Source organism: Acinetobacter sp. ANC 4779 (genome assembly GCF_004331055.1).
Taxonomy (GTDB): Bacteria; Pseudomonadota; Gammaproteobacteria; order Pseudomonadales; family Moraxellaceae; genus Acinetobacter.
The window spans coordinates 22,390-43,661 of the sequence record NZ_SJNU01000011.1 but is presented as its reverse complement, the minus strand read 5'-3'; the positions used below and the strand labels follow the sequence as shown (position 1 = coordinate 43,661).

Below are 21,272 nucleotides of genomic sequence, written 5' to 3'. Positions count from 1 at the left end.
ATGTCATCAACTCAACAGGCGATTCCGCATCGCCAAACCTATACTGCGGCAAAACCCCGACTGCAACTGAGCTGGCTGAATACGATTTTTAAACGCAGTATTGCCATCATCTTATTCTTATTATTATGGGAAAGTTTGCCGCGTTTAGGCGTAGTCAGTCCTGCATTTTTACCGCCATTGTCTGTGGTGCTGGATACCGCATGGCAGCTGCATCAAAGCGGGCAACTGGGCACGCATTTTAGCGCCAGTATTCAACGCTCGATTGTTGGTTTTGTTTTGGCCTTGGCGATTGCCATTCCACTGGGTCTCATCATTGGTTGGTATAAACTGGTGGCAGAAACCTTAAACCCATTATTGGAGCTGTTTCGTAATACCACGGCGCTGGCATTAATGCCGTTATTCATTTTATTTTTAGGAATTGGTGAAGCTTCTAAAATCAGTCTTTTGGTTTACGCATGCACATGGCCGATTCTTTTAAATACCATTACCGGTGTACAAACCGTTGATCCGTTGCTGATTAAATCAGCGCGCACCATGGGTTTAAAACCGTATCAATTATTTCGTAAAGTGATTTTGCCGGCATCGGTGCCGACCATTTTCGTGGGCATCCGTTTAGCCGGGGCGATCTCCATCCTGGCACTGGTTGCGGTTGAGATGTTTGGGGCTAAAGCCGGTTTGGGTTACCTGATTATGTATTCACAATTTAGTTTTGAAATTCCACAAATGTTTGTCGGGATTTTGGTAATTACCTTAGTGGGCTTATCTTTTAACTATATTTTGATTGGACTAGAAAAATACTTTACCGCCTGGAAACGTAATCCATCGGAATAATATTAATACCTCAGAATTAAAATGCAAAAAAGCAGTGTTGATTCACTGCTTTTTTATGTGTTGAATAAAATATGAAATGAAGATAATTTAAAAAAATAATAACTTTTTTTTGATTTTTAAATGTTGTTTAAATTAAATTCATGAAATGATGAATATAATTTTAAATATATTATTTTATATTTAAAATTAGCCTTATTATAATAATGCATATTTCATTAAACGCGTGCGAATCACATTTCGTGTCACACCCAGTAACCTGGCGGTATGTACCTGATTGTACTCGCAGTAAGTATAGGCGCTGCGAATAAATTGCTCTTCAATCAACTCATTGATATTGAGTTGCGGCAATTGCTGCGAGGCTTGGAACAAATGCTGAAAGGTGGATTGCAATAATTTTTCAGCATCGGCGTTGGCCAAAATTTCCGGCAATGCGCTTATATCTAAATCGTTTTGCTGTGTGCCCTGATTTTGCCCTTTGCTGCGGCTATGTAACAGGTTGGAAAAGCGGATATCTTCCGGTTCAATCACGCCATTTTGGCTGACCAGAACTGCATGGTGAATGGTATTTTCCAGTTCACGGATATTACCCGGCCAGCGATGTTGTAACAGTTTTTTTACCGACAGCGGGCTGATGCGTAACGGCGTTGCATGCGGATCCGTTTGATAACGTTCCACAAAGAATTTCGCCAAAGGTAAAATGTCATCACGACGCTCTGAAAGCTTGGGAATACGCAGCAAAGCGACATATAAACGGTAAAATAAATCTTCACGGAATTTGCCTTCCAGCACTGCTTTTTCAAGGTCGACATTGGTCGCGGCAATGATGCGTACATTAATCCGAATTGGTTTTAAGGATCCGACCCGAACAATCTCGCGTTCTTGTAGAATCCGCAGTAATTTGACCTGCATCGACAGTGATAAATCGCCAATTTCATCTAGAAACAAGGTGCCATTATGCGCAGCTTCAAACCAGCCAATGCGCTGATGAATCGCGCCGGTAAACGCGCCTTTTTCGTGGCCAAATAACTCACTTTCTGCCAGAGATTCGGTTAAAGCACCGCAATTCACCGCAATAAAAGGAGCTTTGGCACGATGACTTAGGGCATGAATTTGTCTGGCAACCAGTTCCTTACCGGTACCGGTTTCGCCAATAATCAAGGCATTGGCATCGCTTGGTGCAATCTGTTCAATGCGCTCAAGTAAAGCCTTTGACAGTGGATCTTCAAAGACGGTCGCTCGTGCGCGTTCGTAGCGAACCGTCTGACTGACGCTAGGATGCGTTAATATAGACATATGATTTGCTTCATTATAAAAATTCAGCTCATCATGAAATATTTAATATCGAAAAATAAATAATAAAACGATATTTAATTATCTGTTTTGCTGCATAAATGTTTTTGATAAATATATCTATTAAATAGATAAATAAAGCGCATAACTAAATATTAAATCGAGATAAATAATCAGTAAAAAATATTTTATATTAAGAACATCATAAACACAGAGTAATTATAATGACAATCACAGCGGTTAATGTACGTAACCAATTTAAAGGCGTTATTCAAGAAGTATTAGAAGGTGACGTTGTTTCAGAAATAAATGTGGAAACCAAAGCCGGTCTTTTTACTTCAATTATCAGTACACGTTCTGTCAAAGATCTCGATCTTAAAGTCGGTTCTGAAGTAGTGGTATTGATCAAATCGACGGAAGTGTCTTTGGCGAAACTTTAATTCGCCATTGCCTTAAGCTTTACAGGAGAATTGAGCTATGACACAGCAACAGACCGGCCATGTATCTATTCAGCAACTCAGTAAAACCTATCCGACCCAAAATAATGAAGCATTAACCGTACTGGAGAATATTAATTTAGATATTCAGCCGGGTGAATTTATCAGTATTGTCGGCAGCAGTGGTTGTGGAAAATCTACACTGTTACGCTTATTGGTTGGACTAGAAAATAGCTATCAAGGCCAGATTCAGGTAGATGGCAAAAAGATTTTTGGCACCAGTTTAAACCGCGGCATCGTGTTTCAAGACCACCGTCTTTTTCCGTGGTTAAGCGTACGTGAAAATGTACGGATTGCACTACATCAAAGTAACCTGAGCCGTGCTGAAGAAGATCTTATCATCGATGAACATCTGGAATTGGTGAATCTCACCAATTTTGCCAATGCTTATCCATCACAGCTTTCAGGCGGGATGAACCAGCGCGTGGCTATTGCACGCAGTTTGGTGAATCGTCCGGAAATTTTGTTTCTGGATGAACCCTTTGGTGCACTGGATGCCTTAACCCGACAGAATCTGCAAGATGAATTGCAGCAGATTTGGCAGGCAGAAAAAATCACCATGGTGATTGTGACCCATGATGTGGAAGAAGCGGTATTTTTAGGTGATCGTGTGGTGGTAATGCAACCCCATCCCGGTCGGATTAAACGCATTGTGGAGGTGCAGGTTGCGCATCCGCGTAAACGTGAAGATGTGCGCTTGCACAATATCAAAAATAATATTTTGCTCGATTTTAGCGATCCGTTAAAAGACCAATTACATAGCAATAAACAGCCACTGAAGTTTTCAGATTATCAATTTGCTTGGTAGTCGTCATTTATTTTTATCCAAAAACCTGCGTAAAGCGGGTTTTTTGATGTCGATTGAAACTATTCAATCATAAAAAATCCCTCATGAATGAGGGAAATTCAACTGGTTTTAAATTAAGACGCTTTCACTTCCTGACGTGCCAAAACATACTGGTTTTCTGGATATTTTAAGCCTAAGTTTTCACGTAAGGTTGAACCTTCGTATTCGGTACGGAATAAACCACGGCGTTGCAGTTCAGGCACAATAAAGTCAACAAAGTCATTCAGACCAGCAGGGCTAGTGGGAGGTAAAATGTTAAAGCCATCTGCGCCTTCATTTTCAAACCAACTTTGTAATTGATCCACGACCTGTTCAGGCGTACCGATTAGAGTCCAATGCCCACGTGCGGATGCAATATATTCATACAGTTGGCGAATGGTGAAATTATGTTTATGTGCAATATCAATCATCATTTGCTGACGACTGGAGAAATTGATATCGGCATCTTCAAGTTTCGGGAACTGCGCATCGAGGTCAAATTTACCTAAATTAATACCGCCAGAAAGACCTGAAAGCAGATTTAAGCCCACTTCGGGGTGAATCAAGCTATTCAATAATTGGTATTTTTCTTGGGCTTCTTGTTCGGTTTTCGCCACAAAAATAGAAACACCCGGCATAATTTTAAGCTCATCGCCATGACGACCATATTTGGTTAAGCGGCTTTTAACATCACGGTAAAATTCCTGCGCATCGGCTAAATTTTGCTGTGCAGTAAAGATTACTTCGGCATATTTACCTGCCAGTTCACGTCCATCTTCCGATTGACCAGCTTGTACGATGACAGGATAGCCTTGTGGCGGACGCGGTACGTTTAGACCACCTTCCACCTTGAAAAAACTGCCTTGATGTTTTGGCGCATGGAATTTGGTGGCATTAAAGAATTCACCACTGTGTTTGTTATACACAAAGGCATCATCTTCCCATGAATCCCAAAGCTTTTGCGTGACTTCAATAAATTCATCTGCACGTTCATAACGTGTTTTCGGATCTGGATGTCGTTCTAGGCCGAAGTTACGCGCGGTATCGGACGAGGCAGTAGTCACGACATTCCATGCTGCGCGACCTTTGGAAAGATGATCCAGTGAGGCAAATTTACGTGCCAAAATATAGGGATCTTCATAAGTGGTCGAGGCGGTTGCAATAAATCCCAAGTTCTTGGTCACCGCAGACAGGGCAGCAAACAAAGTGACCGGTTCGAACCCGACTGCTTTGTCGCCTAAACCTTTGGTGCCTTCTACAGCATTACCCCAACTAATCGATAAGCCATCGGCAAGGAAATAGGCATCGAATAAGCCGCGCTCTGCGGTTTGTGCCAGTTCAATAATATAGTCTAAATTCAGGTGATCTTGTGGACGAGATTCAGGATGGCGCCAACCGGCTAAATGTTGTGAAGTCGGTGGAATAAAGGCACCCAGTTTAATTTGACGTTTTGACATTGTTATATCCTATGGATTCTAATAAATATTCAAAACATCTAATTCAATCTTTGTGCCAATAATAAACTATAGTTAAAACAATAATATAAAATAAATATAAAATTTATGTGTTTAAAATTGAACAGTAAAAATGGTGCTTTGTTTCAAATGAGACAGTAGAAAAAATGCAGTGCTTATATGAAAAGCTAGTTATTGACGGAGTAAGGACAATCTCTGTTTCGATGTTGTCTTTTAGAAAAATTAAAAGGATGGGATCTTTAAATGCAGCATAAAAAATGCCCGCAGGGCACTTTTCAGCACTAGGGTGTTAAGACGCTTCAGCGGTATTGAGTTGTGCAACAACATATTGGTTTTTAAATTAAGGCCTCAACTGTTTTTTTCTTCCACACAAACTGATAATACAGACCTTGTAGAATACATAAACAGACAAAGGCCAAAGCATAGGCATACCAAATGCCTTGCAAGCCCCACCATTGGCTGAACAAATAGGCGCACGGCACTTCAATCCCAATAATCGCAACAATATTAATAATCATGGGAACAGTTACGGTACCACTGGCACGCATAATTGAAGCAAAAATGGCACTCGCTCCAAAGAAGATAATCGACCACAACACAATAAATAAAAGTTGCTGGCCAAGTACCACCACTGTCGGGTCAGTGATAAACAGTGCCATCAGATATTTTGAGAACAGATAGGCCAATGCTACTAGGCCACCTGTAATGATGATATTCATACCGAGTGCGGTACGTGTGACTTTGTTCAGGAGTTCCGATTTACCCGCACCAATGGCTTGAGCGGCAAAAATGGAAGCAGCAATAGATATAGACAGGGCAGGGAACTGAATGTAATTCAGCACCTGATTGACTGCACCATAGGCGGCGGTTGCATGTGAACCATAATGATTCACCAAGCCGACAATCACCAAACCGGCAACGGATGTCGTGACCATTTGAATCCCGGTTGGAACGCCTAAACGCAGAATAATTTTACTGAGTTCAGGTTGATGACGAATATGACCGAGCAGATGGCGGTCAGGTTTAAGTGGATGATCTTTTTTGTTTAAGTACACCGCCAAAAAGATCAGTACCGCAAGGTATCCGACAATGGTGGCAATGGCAGGTGCAACGATGCCCATTTTCGGAAAACCAAAATACCCTGCAATCAGCACTGGGGTGATCATGACACCAATCAGAATGGTCATGCCGGATGCAATCAGCGGGGTGGTACTGTCACCGACACCGCGCAAAATTGAAGTATAAATAATATAAATAAACAGCAACGGACTGCCGGCAAGCATCCACTGTACATAAGGCAGGGACAGATGCATGACGTCTGGATCTGTGCCTAAGGCAAGCAAAATATGTTCAGCAAAAAGCACCCCAAGCAGGGCAATAATACTGCCGCCAATTAAAGTCATAAACAGGGTCGAACCAACGACACAGCGCACTTTTTCAACATTTTTAGCCCCCCAGGCTTGCCCAACCAATACCGTTGCGCCCGCTGAAAGGCCAATCACAAAAGCCATCAAACAGAACAAAATCGGGAAGAACACAGCCACGGCGGCAATGGCATTCACTCCCATCATTTGCCCCACAAAAACGGTATTAATCGTTCCTGACAGGTTTTGCAAAATATTGGTCGCAATCAATGGCAGCAGGAAAACTAAAAAAGTTTTCCATAATTTCTGTTGAGTGAGCAGTGATTTATGGTGAGCCATTGAGCGTCCTGTAAAAGTATTTTTATCATTTTTCAGATTTAAGCTCACCCTACCTGAATTGGCTTAAAAAAGCCTTAGTTGTTAAGTAACTAAGGCTTAAATTTATGAAGTAATCATGAACCTAAACAGCAGATAAAATGGCAGAGGCTTGTTCCAAAGTTTCATCTTTTTTGGCAAAACAAAAACGGATTAAACGTAAATTTTCGGGCGCTTGCTGATAAAAAACCGACACTGGAATGGCAACAATACCATGATGCTCTGCAAGAAATTTACACATCTCGACATCGTTTAAATCGGGACGAATGGCACTGTAATTTAGGTTCTGGAAATAAGTTCCTTGCGATGGGGTAAAGTAAAAGCGAGAGTTGCGAATACCGGCATTAAAAAGATCGCGTTTGTCCTGATAAAAATCGGCCAGCTGATCGATATGTTCAGGATGTTGCTGCATAAATGTCGCCAGTGCCATTTGTATGGGGGTGACACCGCAGAAACTGACAAATTGATACACCTGTCTAAATAGTTTCATCAATTCGGGTGAGGCAATGCAGTAACCAGTTTTCCAGCCCGTGACATGGAAGGTTTTCCCAAAAGAACCGACCACAATACTGCGGTCACGCAATTCAGGAAAAGAAAGCGCTGAATAATGTTTTTGACCGTCATAAACCAGATGTTCATAGACTTCATCGGACAGCACCACAATATTTTTATCCCGAATCAGTTCAATTAAATTCAACCAGTCCTGATGTGACCAAATTGCACCGGTGGGGTTGTGAGGAGTATTCACAATGATCATTCGGGTTTTGTGGTTAATGGCATCCTTAACCTGATTCCAGTTTACGGAAAACTCGGGCGCAAGCAGCGGAATATGAATGGCTTTGCCGCCCACCAGTTTTACGCTGGGTCCATAACTGTCATAGCAGGGATCAAAAATAATAACTTCATCATCGGCATGAATGAGGGCCTGAATGGTGCAAAAAATCCCAATGGTTGCCCCTGGAGTAATGGTGATTTCAGTGATGGGATCAATCACCAGTTGATCGCGTTTTAAAAATTGATGTGCCAATTGTCCACGTAGCGAAATTAGTCCATCACTGGGTGCATATTGATTAAAACCCTCTAAAGTCGCTTGGCTTAAAGCTTTTAATAATGCCGGCGGAGCTGCAAAATCGGGAAAACCTTGAGAGAGATTTAACGCATTCAGACGATGTGCCATTGCAGTCATCACGCTGAAAATAGTCAGCCCTTGTGCAGGTAATTTGGAATGGAAGTCAAGCATGACCCGAACTCTTGAATATTGTTATTCTTTTCAGTGTAGCAGCAAGCATGGATTGGAAAAATAAAACTCCAGATTTAATCGCTACATTTTTTAAGCTCATCTTATGCATTTAAGAATGCAGTTTTATCAAAATAACAAAAAACTCACTAGACTAAAAAAACAACATTTCCTAGAATGCAGCCACTTATTAAAATAATATTCTTAAAATAATAAATTATTATGTTAAACACTATTCAGACTGTAATTGAAGCTATGGGCTTAAGTTTGCAAAAACGCGCCCTGCATATATCTTTTTCTAACGAACTACTCAATCCTCAGGTCTTTATTCAAAGAATTGAAGGACAACATCGGATTAATCATGGCTTCAAGGCTGAACTGATTTGCCTGTCAACCAATGCCTATATTCCCCTCAAGCAATTTATTGCTGGACGAGTAGCGGTCGATCAGGTGACGGATCTCGGTGAACTCGCTCGAATTACGGGTATGGTGACGGGCGCCAGCCAAGGTCACAGTGATGGGGCGCTCACCCTGTATAAGCTGACCATTGAAGATGCGACAGCACTCTGGCACAAGCGCCGGAATAGTCGTGTGTTTATGAACAAAAGCGTATGCGATATCAGTGAAATACTGTTTAAGGAATGGCAAGCTAAAAGTAGCTTATTTGCAGCCAGCTTAAGTCTAAATACTCAAGGCTTAATCCGAGAATACGATATCCGTCCGTTTGTGATGCAATCCAATGAAACGGATTATGAATTTCTGACCCGACTGTGGCGCAGTGAAGGCATTAACTGGCTGATTGATGAGTCTGAACACCGTGTTGCAGTTTCCTCCTCCGCAATTCAGCCGCAGAAACTGCGTTTAATTGATGATAATAATCAATATAGTGCTTTAAACAGAAGATCGATCCGATTCCATCGCAGTCATGCCACGGAACGCTTAGACAGCATCACCAGTTTTATTGCCGAACGCTCTTTGCAGTCTACCGCCATTCAGCTACAACGCTGGCAACCTGGCAGTCAGTCTCAAGATCAAGCCAATAGTTTGCTGACTAATCATCGGCATAGTGATGTACAAGACAATGAAACCTTGAGCTTGGAGCAAGTCTGGAGCATCAGTCCGGCATGGACAGCAGATTTAACCGGTCAGGATCAGACCACGACTTCGGGCAGCCAGCAGTTAGAAAAACTCAATCAGCAGCTGTCTCAATATCAAGACTTGCAGGCCAAATACTTCACGGCCAATAGCAGTGTGCGTGATGCACAGGTGGGGTATTGGTTTGAATTAACTGATCATCCAGAAATTGACCTGCATTCAGGTTCGGACAGAGAATTTCTAATTCTGGGCAAAGCTTTTTATAACCAAAATAATTTACCCAAAGACATTATTCGTCAGCTAGATGCGTTATTAAGCTTGAGTCGCTGGCAGCATCAGGGCGATGAACGACAAGCCAATGAGCTGTATGTGATACGCCGTAACGTCCCCGTGGTGCCTGAATATAATCCTTTAGTGCATCGACCGGTAGCTTATCCACAACGTGCCAAAGTGGTGGGTCCTGAAGGTGAAACTATTTTTGTGGATGCATGGGGACGTATCAAAGTCCGTTTCATGTTTACGCGTGTGGACGACCATGATCACGATGGCGGTGCAGGGAGTAATGACAACGATACCGATTCAGCTTGGGTGGATGTGTTAACCCCTTGGGCCGGTGAAGGGTATGGCGCGCGATTTCATCCTCGAATTGGTGAAATTGTGGTGATCGACTTTTTTGAAGGTGATGTTGATCGACCATTTGTCGTCGGGCGTATTCATGAAGCTGAACGTCATCAGACCATGTTTGATATTAAAGGCCAGTTGCCTGATACCAAAAAATTGAGTGGTATTCGCTCGCAAGAGGTCGGTGGTGCGGGCTTTAACCAACTCCGTTTTGATGACACAACAGGACAGATCAGTAGCCAATTGCAGAGCAGTCATGGTGCCAGTCAGTTGAATTTGGGTAACTTGAGCCATCCTAAAGCTGCCGAAACCAGTAGCGGCCGTGGTGAAGGGTTTGAGCTAAGAACCGACCAATATGGAGCTGTTCGTGCGGGTAAGGGGTTACTGATTTCGACACATCCTCAAGATCAAGCCAGTACTCATCATCTCAGTACAAATGAAGCAATAAATCAACTGCAATCGAGTCTGAATAATTCTGAAGCATTGAGTCAAATCGCAAAGAATCAGCTGACAGATCCGTTAGATGTTTTAGAAAATTTAAAGGTTTTTCTGGAGCAAATTGAAAGTGGGGAAAAAGAAAAGGCGGATAATTTTAAGCAGGCTTTAATGCTACTCGCTGCGCCTCATTCGATTGCCCTGACAACAAATAAAGATATTCATGTTTCAGCAGATCAACAGATTAATCATACTGCAGGCGAAAGTATTAACTTCAGTACACAAAAGTCTTTGATTGGGCATGCAAGTAAAAAAATTAGTCTTTTTGCCGCACAACAAGGAGCAAAGTTATATGCAGGAAAAGGAAAAGTTGAATTACAAGCTCAGGATGATGCAATTGAAGTCATAGCTCGCAAAATCATTAAGCTGATTTCGACTGAAGATAAGATTGAAATGATCAGCCCTAAAGAGATTGTACTGACCGCTGGTGGTTCACAAATAAAAATTAATAGTGAAGGTATTTTTACCACGACCGGTGGCAAGTTTGAGAGTAAGGCGGGGCAGCATAGTTTTGTGGGAGGGGGGAAAGTATTAACACCTCAGGTAAGTTTACCAATGCTTGAAACTCCGTATAGCAATCAAATTGATTATAGTTGGAGCAGATCATCTGCAGGTGAAAAGGAAATTTTCATTGTGGGTAAATCAGATGGAAAATTAATTAAAAATACTAAAAATGAATTAGATAGCGAAAAAAATATTAGTTCCTTAAGATTCTATACTGCACAACAATCAGAATTTACAGCATTAGGATTTAACTCTTTAAATACTTATTTAAGTCAGGAAATACCAAATGACAATATTGATGAACTGATGGAAGAAATTGAAGAAGAGATTTTTGAGAATGATGAAGTTTATACGGAAGAGGACTTTGATTAATGAGTAATTTAGTCACTATTACCTCTAAATTCTATGATAAATCGGGACGTCGAATTATCAATTTAAATGTACAGTCTCGTTATAAAGAATCAACCAAAGAAAATCTGCAAAATACAGATAAAAAAGGATTTTTCATCTTTCACGCATCTCCAAATAGGACAATCGAGATTTTAGCTAAACCACCGAATGCTAGCGATTATAAAGTTTTTAAAACGATCAACTCATCGATAGTTTCATCTGAACTTAATCCGATAAAAGTTCAATTGCCAAAAACTATTGAGGAATATAAAACGGGAAAGGTAAAACAGCCTACAAATGGAACAGTGATTACTCTCTTTAAAGTTATAGATAGTAAAGGAAAAGTTATAGTTGATTTTCCTGTTCAATCTAGACCCAAAGGTAAAAATAAAAAAGCTTTTGAACGTTCTACTAATAAAGATGGGATTGTAGAAATAGAATCTTCTCCAAATAGAGAAATAGAAATTTTAGTACTTACATCGAGTGATGGATTTGTTCTAAAAAAATCTGTAAATTCCGGCAATGGGTCACAACAGCCAATTCTTATTAAATTAGATGAACCATATGATAATTTTAAAAGTTTATTTACAATAACTCTGCTAGATAGAAATAATAATAACTATATTGTAGAAAAAACGAACGTTGAAATATTGGCTTTAGAGAGTAGAGAAAAGAATATAATCACTACTTCAAATGGAAAAATTGTAGTTCGTGGTCATATTGGAAAGTGGGTAAGGATAACAGTATATAAACCTGATGGTACACCATTAAAACCTATAAACTATTTACCAAAAATAATAAATGAAAGTTCAGTTAAGTTGCATTTAGACGTGGATGTAACAATCGGTAGCACAGCGAAAAGTGAACCGAATATTAATAAACCTATTACAGAAAGTATTGAATGTAAAACTTGTGGGAAATCTTTAAAAATCGATATTGATTTCATAAAAACTATAGCTCCAAAAGCTAAAGCTGAATTTCAAAAAGCATTATTGCAGTTACCTAAATTTATGGAAAAATATGAAGTAAACTCTTGTAAAGACTTAGTTAATATTTTAGCTCAAGGACAAATAGAAACTGAGAATTTTACAAAACTAAGAGAGAGTTTGAATTATACTAAGAAAACTTTTAAAAAACCTGAAAATATTTATAGAATATCTCCAACGGCAATAAATTTAGGTTTTGAGAGACGTGGCATGGGAGAATATAGTAGACAGCAGAAACTTAATTATATCTGGAGTCATCTAGCCGATAATGATGCTGCTTATGGTTTTCATTTATATGGAAATGATAAATATCCTAATAGAGATTATAGAGGAAGGGGGTTATTACACTTAACCCATTTTATAGGATATGAAGATTGTGCTAAAGGAACAGGGTTAGATATTATTAATAATCCTAATCTTTTAGAAAACAATTATAGTGTAGCCGTAGAGACTGGGATTTGGTTTTGGAAAAATAAAAAAAATGGAAAAATAGTTAGTCTTACTGCAAGTGAAGGCATAAAAATTGATTCGGATAATATAACAACTTCTATAACACGCTTAGTAAATGGTGGAGAAATGAAATTGAATGAAAGAAAAATAGCAAAAAAAGATATAGCTAGAAAATTTATTCTTAAATATGGTATATGCAAATGAATTATTTTTTTAAGAAATTAATATTTATTTTTCTAACTATAATATTAAATTCTTCTATTTATGCAAAAAATATATTTAAAGTAAATGCTTATCAGTGTGTTAATTCCAAAAATATTGTCAATAAACTGGATATATATGTAGGTGATTGTAAGAATAAAATAAATAAAATAGATTCTTATGAAGTTCCTAGTGGAGATGTGAAAATTGATTATGTATTTTCTAATAATTTAAAGGATAAATATAATATTATTTTTCTTGGAATTTCATTTAGTGAAGATTATAGAGATCCATTAAATAGATTTAATTATTTAAATAAATATTATATGATACGTGCTTATGAATGTAATAAAAATAATTTTTGTAAGGAGAATGAGGGTTTATCTAATTTTTTCGGTGATGGCGGTGACATAATAGCTTCTAAAACTAAAAAAATAATATATAAATTTCCTTATTCTACTCAGAGTGACTTAAAAAATGAATTAAATTCAAAGTTATTTAAAGATTGGATGAATGATAAGCTTAATAATGGAATGGTACTTCGTAAAACATTTATTAATGATGTTAATAATTTTACACCCGAACATATCGGATATTTGATAAAAGGTGATAAATTCATAATAAAAGAAGTAAGTTCTAGATGGCTAAATATTGTATATACAAATAAAAATGGTCGAACGACTTCAGGGTGGATAGCATGTCAAGATACAACAGTATGTAATTGATTTTTTTTACATCCTTATGATGCTAGGGTGTACTTTGATTAGGTTGAGAAAATTTAGCTATCTGATTCTTCTTAAGTAAAAAGTAGCTACTTTGTTCGTAGCTACATTTTACTTCACCCTTCCAACACTTCTTCCAACAACTCCTCACTCGGGGCAAAGTAATAAGCACCATCTATTGGAGTTACAAAGTGAAGCAGGCGGTCATGAATACCGTCACCAGCTGTACCAAACATATGTTTTAACATATGGTCGATAATTTCTAAGTTCTTGGTATAAGCGATAAAGAATAAGCCTTGGTCACCTCGACCTTCACCATATGGAAGAGAGTGACGTAAAATTTCCATTTCTTCACCTTTCTCATCCTCAATTACTATACGCGCAATATGAGCATTCTTGGGTTTAACCTCATCATCCAGTTCAATCGATTCTAACTTACTGCGACCCATTACATTTTCTTGCGCATCAACTTTTAGCTGTTTCCATTTTTCCAGATTATGTGTATAGCGCTGTGCAAATACAAAAGAACCATCGGCAAAAATTCCCGCATCTTCACCCAATAAAGCGACTTCGGCACGGTCATCGGGGAATTGTGGATTTTCCGTTCCATCAATAAAGCCGGTAATATCACGCCCATCGAAATAACGGAAACATACACGTTCATCCAGTACTTCAACTTTATCCTGAATGCCTTCAAAGAAAGATTGGCTTAATGCAAAACAAATATCCGTGCGTTGCGATGCCACATGAATCAATATATCAGCAGCGGAAACAGGCATTTGAAATGAACCTTGAATCGGCTCAAGCTGTTTAAAACCAGCAGGTGTCTGGTTATAAAGTTTTGCCCAAAGTTCGGGACCAAACGCTACAGCGGTTTTAATTTGTGCATTGGGATGCTGGGTGATTAAACGATCACGTGTAGTAAATAAATCTTCAAGTTTTTCTTTTAACTCATCAATTGTTAAGTCTTTTAAACGCAAAACAATAAACCGCGCATGATCTGAAGGTAACGGTAAAATTACAGATTGGGCAGTCATACATGGCTCCTAACAATTTTTATAAAATACGTCGTTGGCTTTATTGTGCCCTATCACTGCCGAGGTGAATAGCCCAAATTTTTATTTTGATTATTGATTTTTAACGTTTCATAAGCGTGAAAAGTCTTATAATCGTCACAAACTTTTATCTGCTTATATTTTATGTCTTACCAGGTTTGGCTGGCGTATATGCTGGCGTGTTGGGTAATTAGTATTTCTCCTGGCGCAGGTGCAATTGCCTCAATGTCGAGTGGTTTAAACTATGGTTTTCGACGCGGCTACTGGAATGCTTTAGGTCTGCAAGTTGCATTGTTGCTGCAAATTGGCATTGTTGCTGCTGGGGTAGGGGTGCTGTTTGCAACTACGCCCTGGGCTTTTCTAGTGGTGAAATGGTTTGGCGTGCTGTATTTGTTGTATCTGGCTTATTTGCAATGGAACGCAGCGACCCAGTCGATTGAGATTCAGCAGGAACAGCCGGATAAATCAATTGCCAAATTGGTCTTGCATGGTTTCCTGGTTAATCTGAGTAATCCCAAAGCCATTGTATTTTTACTTGCGGTGTTGCCACAGTTTTTGGATTTGTCCAAACCACAGTGGATACAATATCTGATTATGGCGATAACCATGATTACAATTGATTTGATTGTGATGGCGGGCTATACCGGACTGGCAGCTAAAGTTTTACGGTTACTGAAATCGCCAAAACAGCAAAAGTATATGAACCGTACTTTTGCGCTATTATTCAGCTGTGCAGCCGGATTACTGAGTTTGATCAGTCATCAGTAAAGACTTTTTCCCTCTCCTGAAAAGGAGAGGGTGAGGCAGAGTTTGTTGGAAAATAAAAAGCATCTTAAAATAATGCATATAAAGGAAAGATTAAGCCATCTTCTTCACTTTCTGTACTGCAAAAATCAGTGCAAATAAAATCGCCATGGTCAGCACAATGGTTAAGCCGGTGGAGGTATCTAAACCTGCACTAGACCATAGACCAACGGTTATTCCAATTTGAGCAATCACAAAAGCCCAAATCACCATCTGTTTCGGAGAATGAGCCAGTAAGCGTGCAGTTAATGCAGGAATCACCAGTAAAGCACCCATCAATAATGAACCTACGGCACGTAAAGCCAATACGGTAAAGAGTGCCAATAACAACATAAACACCAGACGTTGCCATTTGGCATTCACACCTTCACTGACGGCCATATCAGGATCAATTGCAATTTGAATTTGCGCTTGCCAGTTTTTATATAGCACAGCCAGTGCAGCAAGAATGACAAAAGCAAACATGGGTAGATCTGACCAGGAAATTTGTAGCAGATCACCAAACAAATAGCTGAGCAGTTCCGGTCTTAAGCTTGGAATATGCTGAATAAACATTAAACCTGAACAGAGCAGGGTGGCTGAACAGAGCGCCAGCAAAGCATCATTGGGCAGACGAGGGTCATGCAGCACCCATAAAACACCGACCAATAAAAATGCCAAAAAGGTCACGCCTAACCACAGTGGCAGACTTAAGGCACCGGCAATAGCAACACCCAGTAAAGTGCCATGTGCCATAGTATCGGCAAAAAACGACATCCGTCGCCATAACATTAAACAACCCAGCGGAGCAGTCAGAAACACCAGTAATGTTCCCATGGTCCATGCAGGCAACAATAGTTGTAACCATTCCATCATGGCTTAAGCTTCCGGTTCTGGGTGAATATGAGGACGGGGATCATGCTGGCACGGAGTTGCACTGTCACCATGCGCGCAATGATCATGATGATGCTGATAGAATGCTCGGTTGGTGCCAAAAATGGCTTGATACTCTGGATGCTTCTGTACATTTTCAGGTAAACCGCTGCAGCAAATGTGCTTATTCAAACACACCACGCGGTGCGTACCTTGCATCACCCATTGCAGGTCGTGCGATACCATTAACACCGCACAGCCATATTTGATCGGCAAGCTTCTAACATATTCGTACAGTTCAGCTTCAGACTGAATGTCTAAACCTTGCATCGGTTCATCAAGCACCAGAACATCGGGTTGGCGCAGTAAAGCACGTGCCAGCAAGACACGTTGCCGTTCACCACCTGAAAGTTGCTGAACTTTAGCATCTTGTAATTTAGTAATACCGGTATCGTAAATAATTTCTGCTTTTCTATCGGCATCACATTTTTCTAAAGCCAATAAGTCTTTTACACGCAAAGGCAGGCTGTGCGAGGGATTAAACTTTTGCGGCACATAAGAAAATTTTAATTTTTTATTGCTATGAATTTTGCCTGCATTGGCTTTAACAATCCCTAAAAGGACTTTAATTAGGGTAGATTTCCCTGCGCCATTCGGACCAATCAGCGTAACAATTTCTCGCTCATGCAAGGCGAAATCGACATTTTTTAAAATGTCACGCTCATCGATACGTACACTGATTTTGTCTAATGCAATCAGTGGAAGGGCTGTTATTATTTGTTGCGACACTGCTGACATATCCCAGAAATTTCAATAATACTGTGATGTGCAGTAAATTGATCAGATGCTGAAAGCGCATCTAATTGTGTTAATAAACCCTGTGCAGAAGCTTCGGTCACATTTTTGCAATCGGTACAAATTAAAAATGCAGCCTGATGTCCTTCACGCGGATGACAACAAGGAATGTAGGCATTAATAGAAGTTAAACGGTGAATTAAACCTTTTTCCAATAAAAAGTCTAAAGTACGATAAACCGTCGGTGGGGCAGCAGGGCGGTTTGAATCGCTCTTGATTTTAGCCAGTAAGTCATATGCGCCCATGGGACCTGAAGCATTTAAAATCAGGCCTAATACCTCTTTGCGTAAGGGGGTTAAACGCGCACCAGTGATTGCACAGAGATTTTCCGCTTCAGCAAGACGTGTTTCGACATTATGATGGTCATGTACGCCATGTAATGCATTGTGATGTTCATGAGAACATGAGCTCATAGCTACCCTCAAGTGCGAAATTTATAAAAACAAACCAACCCTAAATCTTAACATGAAGCGATACCGGTTTCGATTAGACGTAGGTATTTTTGTCGAATTGTTATATTATAACACCTGTTGAATATTTGGTGATCTTCTTTCATGTCCCGTTTCTTTGCATTTTGTGCGCTTGCTTTATTCAGTAGCTTAAGCTGGTCACAGAGTTTAGTGGTTTCTATGCATCCAGTTTATCTTATTGCTGAAAAAATCACGCAAGGGGTTGAAAAGCCTGTATTGTTATTGGCGGATCAAACCGGACACGATGTCACGCTTACGCCTGCACATCGCAAAGCCATTCTAGATGCATCACTGGTGATCTGGTTGGGTAAAGCGCATGAAGCACCGCTTGATAAGCTGTTGTCGGATAATCCCAAAGCCATTTCTATTTTAGATTCAGGTATCGTGCAAACGTTGCCGCAGCGCAATTCCCGGGGGGGCGCTTTAAACAATACGGTCGATACCCATGTTTGGCTTGATCCAAATAATGCAGTGCGGATTGGCTTCTTTATAGCTGCATTGCGTTCACAACAATTACCTGAATATAAAGAGGTCTATTGGGCGAACGCCAAGCGCTTTGCACAAGAGATGTTTCAGGCTGCTCAACAATATAATACGAACTCATCTGCAAAGGCTTACTGGGCATATCACGATGCTTATCAATATTTAGAACGTGCCTTAAATGTGAAATTTGCCGGTGCATTAACCGATGATCCGCATGTTGCACCGACTATGGCGCAAATTAAATACTTAAATGATAGTCGTCCAAGTCGCAATATGTGTCTGTTGGCAGAAGGGCATGCCAGTAAAAACCAGTACCAAAAATTAAATCCGATTACCTTTCAGGCCGTAGATGAAAGTATGCGCGGGGCAGGGGATTTTGTGGTGGCATGGAAGAAACTTGCCGAGCAAACCCATAACTGCGTGCTAAATGCACGAAAGTAATACAAAAAATAAACAACTATTGATTAGTAACAAAGCAACTTAATCGTTGAAAAAAACAAGACTTAGGTCGGGAAAAGATTGCATGTTCAGGGGTGTAACTCTATAATGCCTGCGATTAAAACGATCATCAGCTAAACTTGTCAAGCATGATTGCTGTGAGTGAATAAATAATGAGCCGAACTAGTCGCATGATTGATCGACGATTAGCGAAAGCTTTGGTCATCTTACAAACATGCATGATTCCTGTTTCAGCCTTGATAGGGTGGGTCCTGAAAGACTCAACTGCAGCTTACAGCGCTGCGCTTGGTGCGTTGGTGTGCTGGCTTGCAAGTTGTTATTTTTCTTGGCAATCATTTCGAGCCGCAGGTGCGCGAGCTTCAAAGCAGGTTCTTTCGAACATGTATAGAGGCCTGATGGGCAAGTTTGCGATTGTGATCGTTGGTTTCATTTTAATTTTAAGTAACGTTAAACCGTTGTCAGCGGGAGCGTTGTTTTGTGGTTTTATCCTCGTTCAAGCCATGTCGTGGGTCGCTCCTTTTTTAGCGTCACGTCTACAAAAACGGGTATAAGCACAACAAAAAATTGAAAAGTTTTTTAGGAGATGGACGAGATATCAGGCAGCACGCGATGTTCGTTCACTCTATTTAGTATTTGACATTGACCAGGTGTGATTTATGGCTGCTGAAGAACATGCGCTTACTTCGACCGAGTATATCAAGCATCACTTGACCAATATGACCTATGGCAAGATGCCTGATGGCTCGTGGAAGTTGGCTGAGACTACTGATGAAGCTCAACAGATGGGGTTCACTGCTATTCACTTGGATTCAATGGGTTGGTCAATCACGCTGGGTGTGATTTTCTGTTTGTTGTTCTGGTGTGTAGCGAAAGCTGCAAACTCTGGTGTTCCTACCAAGTTCCAGTCAGCAATTGAAATGATCATTGAGTTTGTTGATTCAAGTGTTCGTGATACTTTCCACGGAAAGTCACGTTTGATTGCACCGCTTGCACTGACCATTTTTGTGTGGATTTTCCTCATGAACTTAATGGATTTGATGCCGGTAGATTTCATTCCTCATTTAGCTACGCTTATTGGTAGCAATGTATTCGGAATGGATCCACACAGTGTGTATTTCAAAATCGTACCAACAACAGATCCAAACATCACATTAGGGATGTCTTTATCTGTATTCGCTCTCATTATTTTCTACAGTATTCGTGAAAAAGGTTTGAGTGGCTTTGTTGGTGAGTTAGCGCTGAACCCGTTCAATCCAAAGAATCCAATCGCTAAAGCGCTTTTAATTCCATTTAACTTGCTTTTGGAATTGGTAACTTTCCTTGCACGTCCAATTTCATTGGCTCTACGACTGTTCGGTAACATGTATGCGGGTGAGTTAATCTTCATCCTTATCGCGTTACTACCGTTCTGGATCCAATGGGCATTGTCTGTGCCATGGGCTATTTTCCATATCTTAATTATCACGCTACAAGCATTTATTTTCATGATGCTGACTATCGTATATTTGAGCATGGCAAGCGAAAAGCATTAATGGTAATTGCCTAACTATCATAAGATGGTTGGGTACAATTTTTAATTTAATTGGGTAAAACCTAACCTCTGAGGAATTTTTCATGGAACTCACTTTAGGTCTAGTTGCAATTGCATCTGCTATCTTGATCGCTTTTGGTGCTTTAGGTACTGCGATTGGTTTTGGTCTTTTAGGCGGCCGTTTCCTTGAAGCTGTTGCACGTCAACCAGAATTGGCTCCACAACTTCAAACTCGTATGTTTTTAATCGCAGGTCTTCTTGATGCTGTGCCTATGATCGGTGTTGGTATTGGCTTGTTCTTCATCTTCGCTAATCCATTTGTAGGTTAATCAGCTTAATTCCTAAATTAAACTATTGAGGAATAGCTATGAATATCAACCTCACATTGATTGGCCAAGCAATTGCGTTTGCGATGTTTGTCGCATTCTGCATGAAGTTTGTATGGCCACCACTAATCAATGCGATTAGTGAACGTCAGCGTCGTATCGCTGATGGGCTAAATGCTGCTGAAAAAGCAAAAGCTGACCTTGCCGATGCGCAAGCTCAAGTGAAAGCTGAATTAGATGTGGCAAAAGCACAAGCGGCTCAATTGATCGAACAAGCGAACCGTCGTGGTGCACAATTGATCGAAGAAGCGCGTACCCAAGCATCTGCTGAAGGTGAGCGTATTCGTCAACAGGCGAAAGAAACTGTTGATACTGAAATCAATACTGCACGCGAAGAATTACGTCAACAAGTTGCTGCCTTGGCAGTTACTGGTGCAGAAAAAATTCTGAACCAGCAAGTTGATGCGGAAGCTCACAATGCCATGCTTACTCAGCTGGCTGCTAAACTTTAAGCGAGGCGATTATGGCTGAACTCTTGACGTTGGCACGCCCGTACGCAAAAGCAGCATTTGCTTTCGCTTCTGAGCAAGGTGCAACTGACAATTGGTCGAATGTGTTACAAGTGCTCAGTGCTGCGGTGCAAGACGAAGCATTTTCCGCTTATTTGAATCGCCCTGAGCTTACTCCTGCTGAGCAGGTGAGTGTTTTTGCAAAAGTTTTAGGTGAGAATCAAACTCAAGAAGTGTCAAACTTTTTGACTCTTCTTGCAGACAACGATCGTTTAGCGTTGTTACCTGAAATTGAAACAGAATACGAACTGCTCAAATCACAGAATAACAATACTGTGGATGTTGTGATTGAATCAGCATTCCCTGTAACTGCTGTACAGGAACAATTACTGGTTCAAGCGTTAGAGAAAAAATTTAACGCTGCGGTAAATGTAACTGTAGAAGTGAATCCTGCGTTAATTGCAGGTGTTGTTATTCGTGCAGGCGACCAAGTGATAGATGACTCTGCACTTAACAAGCTTGAAAAAATGCGGACTCGTCTTCTTGCGTAATTTTTTTTAAAAATTACT

General features: G+C 40.3%; 21 protein-coding genes. 13 read left to right on the top strand and 8 right to left on the bottom strand.

The features are described 5' to 3' along the window. On the top strand, positions 1-831 hold the full coding sequence (locus E0H80_RS12655) for an ABC transporter permease (RefSeq protein ID WP_131366353.1): 831 nt from the start codon (positions 1-3) through the stop codon (positions 829-831). Positions 832-1,026: 195 nt separating this feature from the next. Here E0H80_RS12655 and E0H80_RS12650 read toward each other — a convergent pair whose 3' ends face one another. Continuing rightward, positions 1,027-2,124: a sigma-54 interaction domain-containing protein gene (locus E0H80_RS12650; RefSeq protein WP_131366351.1), complete on the bottom strand. Its 1,098-nt coding sequence runs from the start codon at positions 2,122-2,124 to the stop codon at positions 1,027-1,029. 221 nt (positions 2,125-2,345) lie between these two features. On the opposite strand from E0H80_RS12650, the gene E0H80_RS12645 reads away from it, so the two are divergent. Further along, complete coding sequence (locus tag E0H80_RS12645) at positions 2,346-2,561, top strand: TOBE domain-containing protein (protein ID WP_086193917.1); 216 nt, start codon at positions 2,346-2,348, stop codon at positions 2,559-2,561. A gap of 37 nt (positions 2,562-2,598) precedes the next feature. Then, positions 2,599-3,426 carry an ABC transporter ATP-binding protein gene (locus E0H80_RS12640; protein WP_131366349.1) on the top strand — a complete coding sequence of 276 codons (828 nt, stop codon included), beginning with the start codon at positions 2,599-2,601 and terminating at the stop codon, positions 3,424-3,426. A 113-nt stretch (positions 3,427-3,539) separates the two neighbouring features. Here the strand turns inward: E0H80_RS12640 and E0H80_RS12635 are convergent, their stop codons facing one another. The 3 genes from E0H80_RS12635 to E0H80_RS12625 form a co-directional block, all read right to left on the bottom strand. Continuing rightward, a complete protein-coding gene (locus E0H80_RS12635; protein WP_131366347.1) occupies positions 3,540-4,901 on the bottom strand; it encodes an LLM class flavin-dependent oxidoreductase in 1,362 nt (453 codons plus the stop codon). Positions 4,902-5,254: 353 nt separating this feature from the next. Continuing rightward, complete coding sequence (locus E0H80_RS12630; protein ID WP_067864639.1) at positions 5,255-6,622, bottom strand: MATE family efflux transporter; 1,368 nt, start codon at positions 6,620-6,622, stop codon at positions 5,255-5,257. Between the two features lie 121 nt (positions 6,623-6,743). Then, positions 6,744-7,898 (bottom strand): methionine aminotransferase, encoded by a 1,155-nt coding sequence (locus E0H80_RS12625; RefSeq protein WP_131366345.1) that lies wholly within the window; start codon positions 7,896-7,898, stop codon positions 6,744-6,746. Positions 7,899-8,117: 219 nt separating this feature from the next. Between E0H80_RS12625 and E0H80_RS12620 the strand changes: the two genes are divergently transcribed. Genes E0H80_RS12620 through E0H80_RS12610 form a run of 3 tightly spaced genes read left to right on the top strand, consistent with a single transcriptional unit; the run spans position 8,118 to position 13,362 of the window. Further along, complete coding sequence (locus E0H80_RS12620; RefSeq protein ID WP_131366343.1) at positions 8,118-10,982, top strand: type VI secretion system Vgr family protein; 2,865 nt, start codon at positions 8,118-8,120, stop codon at positions 10,980-10,982. Continuing rightward, positions 10,982-12,640, top strand: coding sequence for a glycoside hydrolase family 19 protein (locus E0H80_RS12615; protein WP_131366341.1), 1,659 nt, complete (start codon positions 10,982-10,984; stop codon positions 12,638-12,640). The genes E0H80_RS12620 and E0H80_RS12615 overlap by 1 nt, the downstream gene beginning before the upstream one ends. Next, positions 12,637-13,362 (top strand): hypothetical protein, encoded by a 726-nt coding sequence (locus tag E0H80_RS12610; RefSeq protein WP_131366339.1) that lies wholly within the window; start codon positions 12,637-12,639, stop codon positions 13,360-13,362. The genes E0H80_RS12615 and E0H80_RS12610 overlap by 4 nt, the downstream gene beginning before the upstream one ends. A gap of 113 nt (positions 13,363-13,475) precedes the next feature. Here E0H80_RS12610 and E0H80_RS12605 read toward each other — a convergent pair whose 3' ends face one another. Then, on the bottom strand, positions 13,476-14,396 hold the full coding sequence (locus E0H80_RS12605) for a Dyp-type peroxidase (RefSeq protein WP_131366337.1): 921 nt from the start codon (positions 14,394-14,396) through the stop codon (positions 13,476-13,478). Between the two features lie 162 nt (positions 14,397-14,558). Here E0H80_RS12605 and E0H80_RS12600 point away from each other — a divergent pair, with 162 nt between their 5' ends. Further along, positions 14,559-15,182, top strand: a complete 624-nt coding sequence (locus E0H80_RS12600) for a LysE family transporter (RefSeq protein WP_131366335.1) — start codon at positions 14,559-14,561, stop codon at positions 15,180-15,182. A gap of 90 nt (positions 15,183-15,272) precedes the next feature. On the opposite strand, the gene znuB is transcribed toward E0H80_RS12600, so the two are convergent. From znuB to E0H80_RS12585, 3 genes are read right to left on the bottom strand one after another with little or no spacing between them, the layout of a single operon-like run. Then, positions 15,273-16,073, bottom strand: coding sequence for a zinc ABC transporter permease subunit ZnuB (gene znuB / locus E0H80_RS12595; RefSeq protein WP_131366333.1), 801 nt, complete (start codon positions 16,071-16,073; stop codon positions 15,273-15,275). Positions 16,074-16,076: 3 nt separating this feature from the next. Then, on the bottom strand, positions 16,077-16,868 hold the full coding sequence (gene znuC / locus E0H80_RS12590) for a zinc ABC transporter ATP-binding protein ZnuC (protein WP_067864619.1): 792 nt from the start codon (positions 16,866-16,868) through the stop codon (positions 16,077-16,079). Beyond that, positions 16,844-17,338: a transcriptional repressor gene (locus E0H80_RS12585; protein ID WP_131366331.1), complete on the bottom strand. Its 495-nt coding sequence runs from the start codon at positions 17,336-17,338 to the stop codon at positions 16,844-16,846. Before E0H80_RS12585 ends, znuC begins: the two co-directional genes overlap by 25 nt. A 141-nt stretch (positions 17,339-17,479) precedes the next feature. Between E0H80_RS12585 and E0H80_RS12580 the strand changes: the two genes are divergently transcribed. The 6 genes from E0H80_RS12580 (at position 17,480) to E0H80_RS12555 (ending at position 21,254) form a co-directional block, all read left to right on the top strand. Beyond that, positions 17,480-18,319 (top strand): metal ABC transporter solute-binding protein, Zn/Mn family, encoded by an 840-nt coding sequence (locus tag E0H80_RS12580; protein WP_131366329.1) that lies wholly within the window; start codon positions 17,480-17,482, stop codon positions 18,317-18,319. Between the two features lie 170 nt (positions 18,320-18,489). Continuing rightward, positions 18,490-18,888 (top strand): ATP synthase subunit I, encoded by a 399-nt coding sequence (locus tag E0H80_RS12575; protein ID WP_067864608.1) that lies wholly within the window; start codon positions 18,490-18,492, stop codon positions 18,886-18,888. Positions 18,889-18,993: 105 nt separating this feature from the next. Then, positions 18,994-19,869 carry a F0F1 ATP synthase subunit A gene (atpB, locus tag E0H80_RS12570; protein WP_067864605.1) on the top strand — a complete coding sequence of 292 codons (876 nt, stop codon included), beginning with the start codon at positions 18,994-18,996 and terminating at the stop codon, positions 19,867-19,869. Positions 19,870-19,951: 82 nt separating this feature from the next. Beyond that, on the top strand, positions 19,952-20,197 hold the full coding sequence (gene atpE / locus E0H80_RS12565; RefSeq protein WP_000424060.1) for a F0F1 ATP synthase subunit C: 246 nt from the start codon (positions 19,952-19,954) through the stop codon (positions 20,195-20,197). 38 nt (positions 20,198-20,235) lie between these two features. Further along, positions 20,236-20,706, top strand: a complete 471-nt coding sequence (locus E0H80_RS12560) for a F0F1 ATP synthase subunit B (RefSeq protein ID WP_067864601.1) — start codon at positions 20,236-20,238, stop codon at positions 20,704-20,706. An 11-nt stretch (positions 20,707-20,717) separates the two neighbouring features. Beyond that, a complete protein-coding gene (locus tag E0H80_RS12555) occupies positions 20,718-21,254 on the top strand; it encodes a F0F1 ATP synthase subunit delta (protein WP_131366327.1) in 537 nt (178 codons plus the stop codon). The last annotated feature ends 18 nt before the right edge of the window (positions 21,255-21,272 follow it).